We start from the raw sequence: 14,422 nt of genomic DNA on the forward strand, positions 1-14,422 counted from the left end.
CTCGTGCTTATACCCGGATGTATATTTTTCGCTTATCCAGCAGATAGCCTACTATCCAGCAAATCAGCATAAAAATAATGGCAAACAAAAACGAGCCGACGTAACCACCAAGCGGTAAAAAAACCGACTTAAAAATAGCGGCGTAATAACTTTCGTCACCAGTCCGGAAGAAGTACAATAAAATAGACAGCACTTCGGATAGTAAGTAAATAAAAAGGGGATTTCGCCCAAATACTTCAAAAAAGTAGGTCCAGGTGGTTTTACCGCGTAAATCAATCACGTAAACCAGCAAGGCCAAAATAATGCAGTCGATAGCCACGGTAAGCACCACAAACGAACTGGTCCAGAGTTTTTTATTGATCGGGAAAGTTAAGTTCCAGAGATAGGCCGCTAATAACAAAGTGCAACCGGTTAAAAGCAATTTTGCCAAAGCTTCGTAGTTTTTGCCTTGTTTTTGCAGGAAATGGCCCGCCGCAAAACCCGCTGTTACGTTGGCCACGGCCGGTAAAGTACTCAATAAACCTTCCGGGTCAAAAGGTACGCCTTCGCCCATGTACAAATGTTTGGCGCCCACTAACCAATTATCGAGCTTTAATACGGCGTTGCCGTGTAAAGTTAACTGGGCGCCGGGTTCCCCGAATAATAAAAGCAAGGCCCAGTACACCAATAGACCAACAATGGAAACCATTAAGGCTCTTCGCCCATCTAAATAATAAACCAGCAGTGCCGCTATGCCAAAGCATAAAGCAATGCGTTGCAAAACCCCAAAGATCCGGGTGCTGCCTAATTCATTACCCACCAGCCGGCCTTCTTCCCAATGCACAAACGGAAACCAGTACATTAAAAAGCCCAGCATAAATATTATAATTACCCGCTTCAAAATTTTAGTCCACACCTGGCTGGTTGGCATAGTTCGGTACCGGTTCATCACAAAGCTAAGCGCATTGCCCACCGCGAATAAGAACGACGGAAAAACTAAATCGGTAGGCGTAAAGCCGTGCCATTTGGCGTGCAGCAACGGCGAAAAAGTAGTAGCTCCATTGCCGGGGGTGTTTACAATAATCATAAAACAAACCGTCATTCCCCGGAAAACATCCAGGGCAGTAAATCGCTGGGCAGTTATAGCCATTAGTTTTGTTTGTTAGTGGTTGTTCGTTGTTCGTGTAAAAATTACTATAAATAAATGTGTTAACATAAACTTATGCTCTAAACTAATTTGGCAGGCTTATTTTTTTAAATTTTTAATTGTGGGATGCCAGCGTACCAATAATTTTTTAAAAAATTTTGTATAAGTTTTTAGAAATATCATAGTTACATTTCTAAACTTGCCGAAGCACTGCTATCTTCCGTTCAAAGGTTTTAATTCTATCAACAAACAACTAGCAACCAGCAACAAAATTTAAATATAAGTTAGTAGATTTGGTTGCAGCGTTACGCAATAAATAAAATGGCTACAACAATTAAAGTAGGTTTAATTGGTTACGGCATGGCCGGGCAGGTTTTTCATGCACCTATTATTACCAGCGTGCCCGGTTTAGAGTTAACTAAAATTCGGGTAACCAACCCGGCACACCGGCAATTGGCCACCGCACGTTATCCCGAGGCCGAACTGGTACATGATTCAGAAAAAATTTTTGCCGATAAGACCATTGACCTGGTAGTAATTGCCACACCGAACGATTTACACTATTCTTTGGCTGAAGCGGCTTTACTGGCCGGAAAACACGTAATAGTAGATAAGCCTTTCACCATTACTGCTATAGAAGCCGATAATCTGATTGCCCTGGCCGAAAAACAGAATAAAGTATTATCGGTGCACCATAATCGGCGTTGGGATAGTAATGCCCGCACGCTCCGGAAAATAATTGCCGGTGATTTTGTGGGCCGTTTGGTTGATTTAGAAATTCATTTCGACCGGTACCGCCCGTTTTTGCGGCCGGGAGCCTGGCGGGAAGAAGATACGCCGGGCTCCGGCATATTATACGATTTGGGCGCGCACCTACTCGACGAGGCGCAGTGTTTATTTGGTTTACCTGAATATATTACGGCCGATGAACGGACCCAGCGGACCGGCAGTAAAACCATTGATAACTTTACCGTAGTACTGGACTACGAAGCAGGATTTAAAGTTACTTTAAAAGCCGGCATGCTGGTGCGCCAATTAGGGCCAACCTACGTTTTGCACGGCGAAAAAGGTAGTTTTATAAAATACGGTACCGATGTGCAGGAAGTGGCGTTGAAAGCGGGCCAGCATCCGCAAAATACGCCTGACTGGGGAGTAGAACCGGAAACTAACTGGGGAACTTTAAACACCGAATACGAGGGGCAACATATAACCGGTAAAATAGAAAGCGAACCCGGCGATTACCGCGAATATTTCATAAACGTTTACCAAGCCATTACGGAAGGCGAAGGATTAGCCGTTACCGCAGAGCAAGCCCGTAATGTCATCCGGCTCATTGAACTGGCCCGCCAAAGCAGCGCCGAAAGAAGAACAATTAAGTTAATTGACTAGTAGCAAAAACGCAATAGCAAGCGCGACGTACAAGAAGTAGTGCCACATAAACAAACCGCTGCTTGTAAGCGGGCAGCTTCTTTTCTTGAATTTACTAGCAAAATATATCAAAATAATTTAAAATTATAATAAGTAAAAATATTAATACAATGAACTACGGTGCAATTAATATTGATTATGAAACTATGGGTGGGACGCCGGTTTTTACCGGAACACGCGTTCCAATTCAAACCCTTTTTGACTATATAGAAGGTGGTGATGACCTTAATGAATTTTTGGATGATTATCCTACCGTTTTAAAAGAAGTTGCTATTCAGGTATTGGAGATGGCAAAAAAGACGTTGACCAACGAAAAGATGCTCTATGAAAATTTTGCTGGATGAAAATTTACCCAAACAGCTTAAAATAGATTTCGGAACTGACTATTATGTTAAGACCGTACGAGATATGGACTGGTTGGGTAAAAAGAATGGCGAACTTTTAGGGCTTATCGTTTTTAACGGCTTTGACTATTTCATAACCATTGATAAAAATTTGCGCCATCAGCAAAATCTAGACCGCATTGAATTAAAGATCTTTTTACTTTTAGCGGTAAATAATCGTCGAGAGTCATTGCAGGTCTTAGTAGATAAAATAAAAAATAAAATCAAAGAGGGTAACCTGCAAAAAATAAACGAAATCTCTTAATATTTTTAACCGCCAAAGCAGCGCCGAAAGAAGAACTTTACCGTCCAGCTACTAAATTTTTTAAATTTTTTTACTAGTCTGGACCGCTCATAACTATCTTGAAGCCGGCAGCAGAAAACATATTACGAATAAATAAGTTTTCTGCTGCCTGAAAAATTAAATAGATTTAAAACCCCATTTTTTCATGATGGCTAAATCTTCTTGCACGGAAGCTAGCGGCGTTTTACCTTGGTAAGACTCTTGTTCGATGATGAAATGACGGGTACCGCCCATTTTCCGGCCTAATTCTACTATATCTTTTACCGGAACCACTCCTTTACCCAGTATGGTACTTTCGTACCCGCTCATAGAATTTTTTTCCGTGCTTTTTATCTCGTCTTTCACGTGCATGGATTCAAACCGACCCGGATATTTTTTCATAATATCCAAAGCCCGGCCCCCGGCGCCGTACATGTTACCAATATCTAATTGCTGGGCTACTAATTTAGCATCGGTATTTTCCAGGATGATATCAAACAAAGTCTTGTTGTTCAGCTTCGAGAAAAACTCGAAGTCGTGATTATGGTAGCCAAACTTTACCCCGGATTTCTGGCAAAGTTCTCCACATTTATTAAAACCATCCAGAAAGCGCATTAAGCCATCCTGATCTTGCCGTAAGCTTTCATCCATCCAAGGACTGATAACAAATTCTTGTCCTACTTCCGCGGCATCCGCTACGGTTTTCTTCCACTCGTCGGTAAAATCTTTGGTGGTGGCGTCGTAGTGCTGCTTGCCTAAAACCGAATGGCCGCTGGGCATACGCAAACCTAAATCCGTTAGTATTTTTTTAAATTCAGCCGGAGTGGAGCCATAAAATTTACCATTGGCATAACCAGCGTGTTCTACGTGTTTATACCCCATTTTGGCAATCTGCTGCAAAGTACCTAAAGGGTCGGCTTTCATCTCGTCGCGCACCGAATACAACTGAATGCCTACTACTTCTTTGGGCGGTTTGGCGGCAAATAGCTGCTGGCCGGCCCAAGTAGAACCCGCTAGCGCCAAGGCGCTTGTTTTAATAAATGTTCTGCGCGTTAATTTCATAGCTAAATTTTTTAAAATTTTATGGAGAAGTTATGGTAAAAGTTAAAGTAAAGGAACGCCATTCATGCGGGCACCAGCGGAAAAAGAAAACATAAAGATAAAGTAGACTAAAATTTAAAAAACTAGCTCTTTTTGCCGGTTTTGGCAAGTTTCATATTTACCGGATCCCAGTTGATAATTTTCTTTTCGTAGTAACTATCGTTACAGGCTAAGCTGGGAGCCGCCGCCCGGAAGCCAAAAGCGCCATCTTCCACGATAGGTTTGTTGTTCCGCACGGCCTCGAAAAAGTTAGTTACGTGGGCCAAATGCATGTTGTGGTTGCCGGGAGTTTGGTAAACAAACGAGGTTTTTAAAGCCGGACTTTGATCTTCGGGGGAGTACTTTTGGTTATATTGCTCCTGTAATTTTTGCTGCATGGCTTGCGGATACGTTTGCAAGGCATCCCAGCCCCCAATGCCCGGCGCTTTTCCCATTTTACTATGGCTAACTTTTACCGAGTTACCGCCAATTTCCATGACGCCTTCGCTGCCCACAAACCGGGAGGTGCCGGCTTCGCCCATGCCGCTTACAAAATTTACCCGCAACATAACTTCAAAGGCAGGATGTTCCGGCGTTTGCGGGTATTCCATAATGGCCGTCATAATGTCGGGCACGTCGCGACCGTCTTTCCAGTAAGTTAAGCCCCCCGAAGAGTAAATGCGGGTTGGCCCCAGCGAACCCGTAACCGTATGAATAGTAGATAATAAATGCACAAATAAGTCGCCGGCCATGCCGGTGCCAAAATCGCGGTAATTGCGCCACCAAAAGAATTTTTTAGGATCGTAGGCTATTTTACCGGCTCCGGCAATATAGCGATCCCAATCTACGGTTTCCGGCGAGGCATCCAGGGGCATGGTGTATTGCCAGGCTCCCAGGGCACTTTGACGGTCGGTAGCGGCTTCCACAACGGTTAGTTGGCCAATTTCGCCGGCTTTATAATATTCGCGCCCTTTTTCAACGGAAAGGCCGCTTACCCATTGGCTACCAATTTGCAACGGTTTACCACTCTTTTTTTGCGCCTCAATCATGGGTAATCCTTCGCTAATTTTTTGCACCATCGGTTTTTCGCAATAAACGGCTTTACCTTTGTTTAAAGCATCGATGGTCATACGCGCGTGCCAGTTATCGCTAGGGGCAATTATAACAGCATCAATGTCGCTCCGCTCTAAAAGCGCCCGGTAGTCTTTGGTAGTTATTACGTTCGCGCCAAATAATTCCTTGGCTCGATCTAACCGGCCGGTATATAAATCGCAAACCCCGGCTAGCTCCACTCCCGGCACTTGCAAAGCCGATCGCACATCGTTAAAACCCATAATGCCCATGCCAATGCATGCCACCCGGATTTTATCATTCGCCGCAATTTTCTTTTCAGCGGCCAGTAATCGTTGTTCCCTGGTTTCTTCGGGTTCGGCTAAGGCGTGCACGGAGCCCCCGGCCAGTAGTAAAGAAGATGCTCCCAGTTGTTGAATAAATTTGCGGCGCGAAGAAAAAGCTGACATTTTTTAAAATTTTAGATGAACATGCGGACTCTGGTTATAAAGCCCGTTGGTTAATTGAACCATCCAATATAAAAAGATATTCGAATAAATTTAAGTATATGCCTGCTTAATCTTCGCCGGAATCTTAAGGGCTAAGTAAAAAAATAATTTAGAGGCTTTTATACAAAAAATGTATGGCAGGAAAAATTAATAACAACGCTGCCTTTTAAGATGGTTTTGAAGCAACCAATAATATCTAAGTAGTTGGTCGTTTTTAGTTGTTCGTTATTCGATCGTTATAACTTTAACCATCAATTGCTTAAACTCAGAATTTTAGCAACTTAATTTTGTCTTGTTACTTAAATCCCTGGTAATAGCAGAAAAAATCTAGTTTACCACCCAATTATTCCACCAGAAAGAATGGCGACCACTCTGAAGAAATATTATAGGAATTATACCTATAGGCAGCACTAAATTTTACTTTTTTCGAATTCCTACATCAGAGAAACAGAAAAATTTAAAAAATACGGGTTTACCGCGGCTACATGATGCCAGTGCATAAGAAATCCAGCCTGGGCGTGATTTTTAAATCATTTTAACCCAAATATGTAATCTTATATAAAAACTTGATTACTGCCGGCTTAAAGTAAATAAAGTATCTAATTGGTTTTGCCGTAACACGTTTATAAACTCTTCCTGAAGCGCTTTGGTCGTAGCTAGGCGATCTTTTTTGTTGGATAGTTTTACTTTGTACTTATCCTGCTGCCGGGTTAATACTAAGTGCTGCATATTAGAACTACTTTCGGTGGCTACCGAATCCTGAATTTTCTCTATGCGTCGTTTATTATTGCCAAAAAGTACATTTAACACATTTATATCCATGTTTAAATCGGCGCCGCCGCGCATTTCGTATTTTCCACTTAATTCAAAATCAGTTAAGTTGCTGTTCATGCGTAATTTTGGGGTAATAAACCGGTTATTCTGCATCACAAATTGGGTTGTTACATCATCAAAGTATAAGTGTTGCACACGTTCTTTGCGCAGAAAACGCAGGGCATTTTGGATAGGAGTAACTTCTATCAATTCCATATTCCGGAAAGTAGCATTTGCGTAGGCGGCCGTCCGATCGAAGGAAGGAGAAAATGTTTGATCTAATTCGGTTACTAAAGCAACATGGCATTCTACTTCGCCCCGGATGTTTTCACTGCGCAGCACATCCATGTTCATTTGGTTCGCCACAACAAAAAGTTGTTGCAAGTTTATACCCGTAACTTTAGCTTGTAAACGTAACGGAAAGCGTTGGCGCGAATGAGTTAAAAGCATGTTGCCGTGGCTGTTAATCTGTCCGCCAAAAGCCTTTAAGCTTAATTGAGTAAGCTGTGCGCGATTTTTATTTAGGTTTACCCGCAAAATTAAATCCGAACCGTGCAAGTACTCATACTGTACTTGTTGGGCACTTACCCGCAGTTGGGCATAAAAATCATTTTGCGGCATAACGCCTGTGCGCTGTTGTTTGCTGGTCCGAGCGGAACGCTCCGTTTGCGGAGCCAGGCTTTTTAACTCGGCCAGGTGCAGCATAAAGGTTTGTAAATTAAAAAAATTATAGTGCAGCGTTGCGATTAAATAAGGAGAACGAATACCCGCCTTGGTTAAACGAAAACCTCCCTGCGCAGTGGCCTTACCGCCATCGGCGGAGCTAAAATGCATGTTCGACAGCGTAACGCGCTGCCCCAACTGATTTACCTGAAACTGTAATCCGTGTAAAGCTTCTTTGTTGGTAAGGCTTAGAACTCCTACTTGCACATTTACCTGTGAACTGGCCGTTTGCAATAAAGATTGCAAGACCCGGTTTACTCCGGAGTTAGCGGTTTTGGGTTGACTGGCTGCTTTTTTTGGGCTGGTTGTATGATTAACTAACCGGTAAGATTCTTGAGAAGCAGTACGAAGATGAACCCGGCGGTACATACCGGAATTTTGCTCTACTGCAGCAGGAGACTCGGGCGAGGAATTAGCTGCGTATAAATTACCCTGCAACCAATCGGCGTGTAAAGCTGCAGCTTTAACATCTACTTTGGCCCGGAGCAGTCCTGGTTGTCCAAATAAAAAAGGCAAGTAGTTTTGGATAGAGGCATTGAGGTTAAAAGATTTGCCGGCTAACTGGCCACCCAAATTTTGCAAGCGTAAATCTTTATCCGAAAATAATAGTTTACCATTCACATTACGGCACAGCACTACAAACCCATTTGGTTGAAAAGTGGCTTGTTTAATTTGGATTTCTCCTTGACCATTTACTACAGGGGAACTACCCCGTAAAGAATCGGGCAGCACGCCGCTAATTTTTAAATTTCCGGAAATTAAACCTTGCTGGGCTTGGGTTAGCGGCAAAGTCAGAATTTGGGCAAGTTCCGGCAAATCCAGCTGTCCTTTTCCTTGAATCGTAAAGGCAGGTTTCGTAAAGTTTTTTAAATCTACCTGCATTTGCACGAATCCTTTTCCCATTTGGGCATTTAACCGGGATAACCACAAGCGGCTTGTTTCCGGCAGGTGCTGCGGCCCGTTATCCAGTATGCCGGCCAGCACTACTTTTTGGATTACTTTGTTATTGCCAGGTAAGTAAAATTCGCCGTTATTTAACCTGAATTTAACGGTACTCCGGGGCCGTAGTCGGGGGCCGCTTTCTCCCTGAAATCGCCCAATTAAATAAACCCGGCTATTAGATCTTAATTTGTTTATAGTAGCTAACACCGTAGGCGGCATAATTTGCCGGAAAATAGGTAAAACTGGCTGATAACCGGCCATACTGATATTTAAGTACGATCCTTCGCCGGAAGTTAAGCGGGAGTGGGTGCCGCTAATATGAATTTGGCTGTTATTGATTAAAGCTTGCGTTTGATAAATTGTACCTTGTTTTTTTTGAAGTTGGTATTTGTAATGACCATTTATTACAAAAGTTTGATTTTGATAAAGTTTTCTTTGGTTAGTAGCGTAGTAATTTATGACTCCATCCAGGTTGCCATTTATAAGCAATTCGTTCTTGGTTCGTTCTACGGCTAATTTGGTCTGGTTAATATTTATAGCGTAAGCTGATTTTTTAAATCGATTTACGCTAATCAGCCGGCCTTTATGAATAACAACATTTTTTATCCGGAAAAGCAGCTTTTCTGAAGTGGTATCGGGGTTTACTATTTTCCGGAAACGTAATCCGTTTTTATTTCCATTCTCATCCACTACCTGGTGAAACATAAAATCATTCAATACTACCCGAGCTACTTTTATATGATGTAAATTAAACTGAGTTAAGGGTAAAATTATTTCAGCGTGCTTCACGGCGGCTACCTCCAGCCGGGTCGGTCCGCTGGCATCCACCAGCGATAAGTTGTGAAAGGTAAAAGTAGCCCTCGGAAAATGCTTCCAGATGGAAAATGAAGTAGTAAACGGCGCCAGAATTAAATTTGATTGTAGTTGAAAGCGGGTTCGGATATAAGAAGTAGCCTTTTGCTGGTAAATTCGGGCAATTACTTCAAAAGCAATGCTGAGAATGCCAAATAAAATCAGGAAAATAAATATGTACTTTTTAGTACTCACATTTAGGCGCATGTAGTAAAGGCTTATCCGTATTTAACACGCAAACCCGTACAGAGGGTTTTACCACTTACATACTCATATTCCGGGATAAAGTTAAGGGAGTAATTCGGCTCATTTTTTAAAAAATAATCTTCTGCTATCCCTTAATTTGAATTAGACTCACCTGCATATATCCATTTTTTAGCCGTAATTTACCACTTGATTCCGGGCATTAGGCTAATGCTCTTTCCTTATTAAAAGTAGAAGATGCAACTTGTTGAAGTTACCACCTCCGCGTTAGCTCAGAAATTTATTCAGGTAGCAGTTGATTTGTACAAAAACGATCCCAACTTTATCCGGCCCCTAGATAAAGACATAGAGCAAGTTTTTGATCCGAAACAAAATAAGTACTTCCGCCACGGCGAATGTATTCGCTGGCTTTTAGTGAACCCACAAGGACAGGCTATAGGCCGGGTAGCGGCTTTCATCGATAAGCGCACCGCTTCTAAATTTGAACAGCCCACCGGTGGAATGGGTTTTTTTGAATGCATCCACGACCAAGCTGCCGCTAATCTATTATTTAACAAGTGCCAAACCTGGCTTACTGCTCGGGGTATGGAAGCTATGGACGGACCCGTTAATTTTGGCGATCGCGATAAGTGGTGGGGTTTGCTGGTAGATGAGTTTTCGCCGGCTTCCTATAATACTAACTATAATTTTCCGTATTACCAACAGCTTTTCGAAACGTACGGGTTTCAACTATATTTTAAGCAATTTACTTATTATCGGCCCGTAATGGAACCGCTCAGTGACCGGTACATCGGCAAAGCAAAAGCTATTTACGCGCACCCCGACTATTCCTTCCGGCATCTGGAACGAAAAAAATTAGCGTATTATGCCGAAGATTTCCGGAAGGTGTACAACTTGGCTTGGGGCAAACACCAAGGTGTAAAGGAAATGAGTTCGGCGCAAGCTGCCTTAATCATGCAAAAAATGAAACCGATTCTGGACGAGCGCATTATGTGGTTTGCTTATTACCAAAATGAACCCATCGGTTTTTTTATTTCTATCCCGGAATTAAACCAGTTGTTCCGTTATGTAAACGGTAAACTCGATTTAATAGGAAAAATAAAATTTCTGTATCATAAATGGAAAGGGAGCTGCACCCGCATGTGCGGGATTGTATTTGGAATTGCGCCGGAGCATCAGCGCAAAGGCGTGGAAGCTGCTATGATATACGCCAGCAGTACTTATTATCGAAACGCTTCTAATTTCCCCTACCAAGATATTGTCATGAATTGGATCGGTGACTTTAATCCAAAAATGATGCGGGTGGCCGAACAAATAGAAGCGCAAATTTTTAAAACGCATTTTACCTACCGCAAACTCTTTGATGAAACCAAGGAGTTTAAACGTGCGCCAATTATTTAACATTATTTCGGGTTAAATAACACCCTTTTATAACATTAGTACTATCCTAAAGCTACATTGGTAATAATTAAGTAGAAATACGTATTAAGTATATTAAATATTAAATATAAATTGGGCCACAATTAAATCGCTTAATTGTTTCCGAGATAACCTGTTAATTTTTTAATATACGTGAAGGTATTCCATATTCATTCCCCATTACGTTTTAACTCTCCCTATTGTCCAGAAATAAAATTCCATTTTATTCTAAATCAAATATCAGCTAATCAGTAGTATTTGCATTTATTTTTTTGAATTATTTTGCTTATTTTTTATATTATACTGGGTAATATAATTGGAGCCATCCTGAAATAGAGGTATCTTACTAAGGTATCTGTAGCTGCTTCGTTCGGCTATAGAGCAAGAATGTAGCTCTACCTAAACTATAAACCTTAAATGTAATTACTTATGACAGAAAGTGGGGCTTTTGAAGTAGATGGTAAATTTCGGGCTTTAGTTGAAAATACACCAGATACTATTGTGATTGCCGATGAACTAAATAATATTATATTTAGCAATAACAAAATATTCTCTACTTTCGGTTATTTACCCGAAGAGGTTTTGCAACAACCTTTAACCATATTACTTCCTCCGGCTTACCGTGATATATATGCCATTGAATTTTCTCGGTTTATAAAAAATTATAAAGCGCGGACTTTCAACCCCATTACCGAAGTGCCCGGTTACTGCAAAGATGGTACTGTAATTCCTGCGGAGATTTCGCTGTCGGTGTGGGAAGAAAAAAATGCACACGTGTATTCATCCGTTATTATTCGGGATATTTCCGAACGCAAGAAGTGGGAAGAAAACCTGGCAAGAGAGCGCGATTTTTTACAAGCAATTCTGGATAGTGCCGAAGATGTTATTATTGGCTGCGATGAGAATGGCCAGATTAATTTTTATAACCAATCGGCAAAAGCTAAGCAAATTTTGCCTGATTCTGCCGTAACTCCCGAAGAATGGTCAGATTATTATAATCTGTATTATGTGGGTAGTTCTACTCCCATGCAGCGAGAAGATACGCCCCTTTTCCGGGCCTTGCGGGGGGAAGTAATAAAAGACCAGGAGCTTTTAATTAAAACCGAAGCAGACAATCTGTTAAATTTATTGGTAAATGGTCGACAAATTATAAGTAAAGACGGGAAAGTACAAGGCGCGGTTATTGTTATCCACGACATAACGGCCATATCGGAGAATAGGAAAAATATGCTGGAAAAAAATCAGCAGTTATTACAAGCTTATACCAATTTAAAGGAAGCCGAACAGAAATTAAAAGAAGCGAATAGTTTATTAGAATCGCGGGTAATTGCACGAACCGAAGAGCTGGTAGCTAAGAATCAGGAGCTCAACTACATCAATGCTTCTTTACAAAAAGCCAATACCGATTTAGATAACTTTATTCATATTGCTTCACATGATTTAAAAGTGCCCATTGTAAACATGGAAGCGTTAATAAAAATATTGGCGGTCTGTGTGCCTAGCACCAACGAAGATGCTTTAGACATAATTGATAAAGTTGGTATATCATTGGCCCGAATGAAACAATCTATTCAGGCTATTGCCGAAGTAGCTAAGGTACAAAAACAAGTAGAATATCAGACCGAGATTATAGATTTAACGGAACTGATCGTGGAAATCACGGATAGCATAGACGAGCAGATGAAGATAAATCAAGTACAACTAGAGTACGACTTTTCCGCGATAGAATCTATCCGGTTTCCTTATATTAATTTAAAAAGTATTCTCTATAACCTGGTAACGAATGCCATCAAATACAAATCCCCGGATCGGACCCCGCACATTAAAATTTCGACGAAACAATTACCGAACCGCGTAGCTTTGCGGGTACAGGATAATGGATTAGGTATTGATTTGCAAAAACATGGTCAAAAATTATTTACCATGTTCAGCCGATTGCACGACCATGTAGAAGGTTCCGGTATTGGGCTATACATAATTAAGCGAATTATGGAAAACAGTGGTGGCGAAGTTGAAGTAAGCAGCCAAATAGGAGTTGGGTCTACTTTCACCGTCTATTTCAAGAATCAATCCTCAATTTTTTAAATTTCTGGTAAGTTCCGGAGCAAAATACCTATTCCTTAACTTTTGTTTCATGCAGTTTTAGGGAATTAATCAAATTAATTTAGTTATTTATGAATCAGTACTGGTGCCATCCTGGTGCATGCAGCAGTTTTATTCGGCAATTAACTTAGCTATAGCGGTCTGTACCTGTTCAAAGTTAAAACTGGCAATTGTAGTAGCCATTGCATCCTGAATTTGTTGATTACATAAATTACCAATGCTGCCTTCGTGGGTATGGTGTACTTCCCGGTCCGGATTAAAATTACCCGCCTCAATGGCTAACCCAATGTTGCGGTAAGCTTCCCGGAAAGGCACGCCTTTCAGTACTTCGTTATTTACCACTTCTACGCTAAACAAGTACTTGTATTTATCCTCGTCCAAAATATTTTCTTTTACAATTATGTTTTGCAGCATAAAAGTAGCCATAGTAAAGCAGGACTGAATTTCCTGAAAGGCCGGTAAAAAGCTTTCTTTCACTAACTGCAAATCGCGGTGGTAGCCAGATGGTAGGTTAGAAATGATAAAGGCAATTTCGTTGGGTAAAGCCTGTAATTTGTTACACTTAGCCCGCATAATCTCAAAAACATCCGGGTTTTTCTTGTGCGGCATAATACTCGACCCCGTGGTTAAGTTATCCGGTAAACTTAAAAAACTAAAATTCTGATTCAGGTACAAGCAAATGTCCATGGCCATTTTCCCTAAAGTGGCCGCCAACGAAGCTAAAGCAGACGCCACATTTCTTTCGGTTTTGCCCCGGCCCATTTGCGCATAAACTACGTTGTAATTTAATGAATCAAAACCCAGCAGATCGGTAGTGAGTTGCCGGTTTAAGGGGAAGGAAGATCCATACCCAGCCGCGGAACCAAGCGGGTTTTTATTGCTAATCCGGTAAGCTGCTTGTAGCAAAATTAAATCATCTACTAAACTCTCGGCGTAAGCGCCGAACCACAAACCAAACGACGAGGGCATAGCAATTTGCAGGTGCGTATACCCCGGTAATAGTTTATTTTGATGCTCTTCGCTGAGCTTAATTAATTCGTGAAACAGGGCTTGTACGGTTTCCACGGTTTTTTGAATTTCGCTGCGAATGAACAACTTTAAATCCAGTAACACTTGGTCGTTGCGGGAACGGCCACTGTGAATTTTTTTGCCGGCTTCACCTAAACGTTGAGTTAACAATAGTTCCACTTGGGAGTGAACATCTTCAACCCCGGCTTCAATGTTAAAGTGGCTGGCTTTAATTTCGTGGTAGATCGTTTTTAATTCTTTTTGTAAAATTTTTAAATCTTCAGCGTCCAACAAACCAATAGCAGCCAGCATTTGGGTATGGGCCAAAGAGCCTAATACGTCAAATTCGGCGAGTAATACATCCAGCTCCCGATCGCGGCCTACGGTAAACTTTTCAACTTCTTCTTTCGTGGTGGTATTTTTTGCCAGAGCTTCATAGTTTTTGTTTTTGGTATCAAGTATCAGGTAGCAGGTATCAGGACAGATAAAAGTTTAAAAA

Annotated in this window: 10 protein-coding genes; 5 read left to right on the forward strand and 5 right to left on the reverse strand. The window is 41.4% G+C overall.

The features are described from left to right. Positions 1-7 precede the first annotated feature (7 nt). The gene (locus AHMF7616_RS07355; RefSeq protein ID WP_115372301.1) at positions 8-1,129 is read right to left on the reverse strand and encodes an acyltransferase family protein; all 1,122 of its coding nucleotides are present in this window, start codon (positions 1,127-1,129) and stop codon (positions 8-10) included. Positions 1,130-1,447: 318 nt separating this feature from the next. On the opposite strand from AHMF7616_RS07355, the gene AHMF7616_RS07360 reads away from it, so the two are divergent. From AHMF7616_RS07360 to AHMF7616_RS07370, 3 genes are all read left to right on the forward strand, one after another. Further along, the gene (locus AHMF7616_RS07360; RefSeq protein ID WP_115375494.1) at positions 1,448-2,515 is read left to right on the forward strand and encodes an oxidoreductase; all 1,068 of its coding nucleotides are present in this window, start codon (positions 1,448-1,450) and stop codon (positions 2,513-2,515) included. 149 nt (positions 2,516-2,664) lie between these two features. Continuing rightward, a complete protein-coding gene (locus AHMF7616_RS07365; RefSeq protein WP_115372302.1) occupies positions 2,665-2,898 on the forward strand; it encodes a DUF433 domain-containing protein in 234 nt (77 codons plus the stop codon). Further along, complete coding sequence (locus AHMF7616_RS07370) at positions 2,879-3,202, forward strand: hypothetical protein (RefSeq protein ID WP_115372303.1); 324 nt, start codon at positions 2,879-2,881, stop codon at positions 3,200-3,202. Before AHMF7616_RS07365 ends, AHMF7616_RS07370 begins: the two co-directional genes overlap by 20 nt. Before the next feature lie 156 nt (positions 3,203-3,358). Here the strand turns inward: AHMF7616_RS07370 and AHMF7616_RS07375 are convergent, their stop codons facing one another. From AHMF7616_RS07375 to AHMF7616_RS07385, 3 genes are all read right to left on the reverse strand, one after another. After that, complete coding sequence (locus AHMF7616_RS07375) at positions 3,359-4,282, reverse strand: sugar phosphate isomerase/epimerase family protein (protein WP_115372304.1); 924 nt, start codon at positions 4,280-4,282, stop codon at positions 3,359-3,361. Positions 4,283-4,404: 122 nt separating this feature from the next. Further along, a complete protein-coding gene (locus AHMF7616_RS07380; RefSeq protein ID WP_115372305.1) occupies positions 4,405-5,820 on the reverse strand; it encodes a Gfo/Idh/MocA family protein in 1,416 nt (471 codons plus the stop codon). Positions 5,821-6,429: 609 nt separating this feature from the next. Beyond that, a complete protein-coding gene (locus AHMF7616_RS07385) occupies positions 6,430-9,396 on the reverse strand; it encodes an AsmA-like C-terminal region-containing protein (RefSeq protein WP_115372306.1) in 2,967 nt (988 codons plus the stop codon). 234 nt (positions 9,397-9,630) lie between these two features. Between AHMF7616_RS07385 and AHMF7616_RS07390 the strand changes: the two genes are divergently transcribed. Together AHMF7616_RS07390 and AHMF7616_RS07395 are read left to right on the forward strand one after the other, a co-directional pair. Next, positions 9,631-10,794 carry a hypothetical protein gene (locus tag AHMF7616_RS07390; protein ID WP_115372307.1) on the forward strand — a complete coding sequence of 388 codons (1,164 nt, stop codon included), beginning with the start codon at positions 9,631-9,633 and terminating at the stop codon, positions 10,792-10,794. A gap of 447 nt (positions 10,795-11,241) precedes the next feature. Next, positions 11,242-12,897 (forward strand): PAS domain S-box protein, encoded by a 1,656-nt coding sequence (locus tag AHMF7616_RS07395; protein ID WP_115372308.1) that lies wholly within the window; start codon positions 11,242-11,244, stop codon positions 12,895-12,897. A gap of 129 nt (positions 12,898-13,026) precedes the next feature. Here AHMF7616_RS07395 and argH read toward each other — a convergent pair whose 3' ends face one another. After that, positions 13,027-14,409, reverse strand: coding sequence for an argininosuccinate lyase (gene argH / locus AHMF7616_RS07400; protein ID WP_394335778.1), 1,383 nt, complete (start codon positions 14,407-14,409; stop codon positions 13,027-13,029). Positions 14,410-14,422 lie beyond the last annotated feature (13 nt).

The sequence above is a fragment of the Adhaeribacter pallidiroseus genome (assembly GCF_003340495.1).
In the GTDB taxonomy this organism is placed as follows: Bacteria; Bacteroidota; Bacteroidia; order Cytophagales; family Hymenobacteraceae; genus Adhaeribacter; species Adhaeribacter pallidiroseus.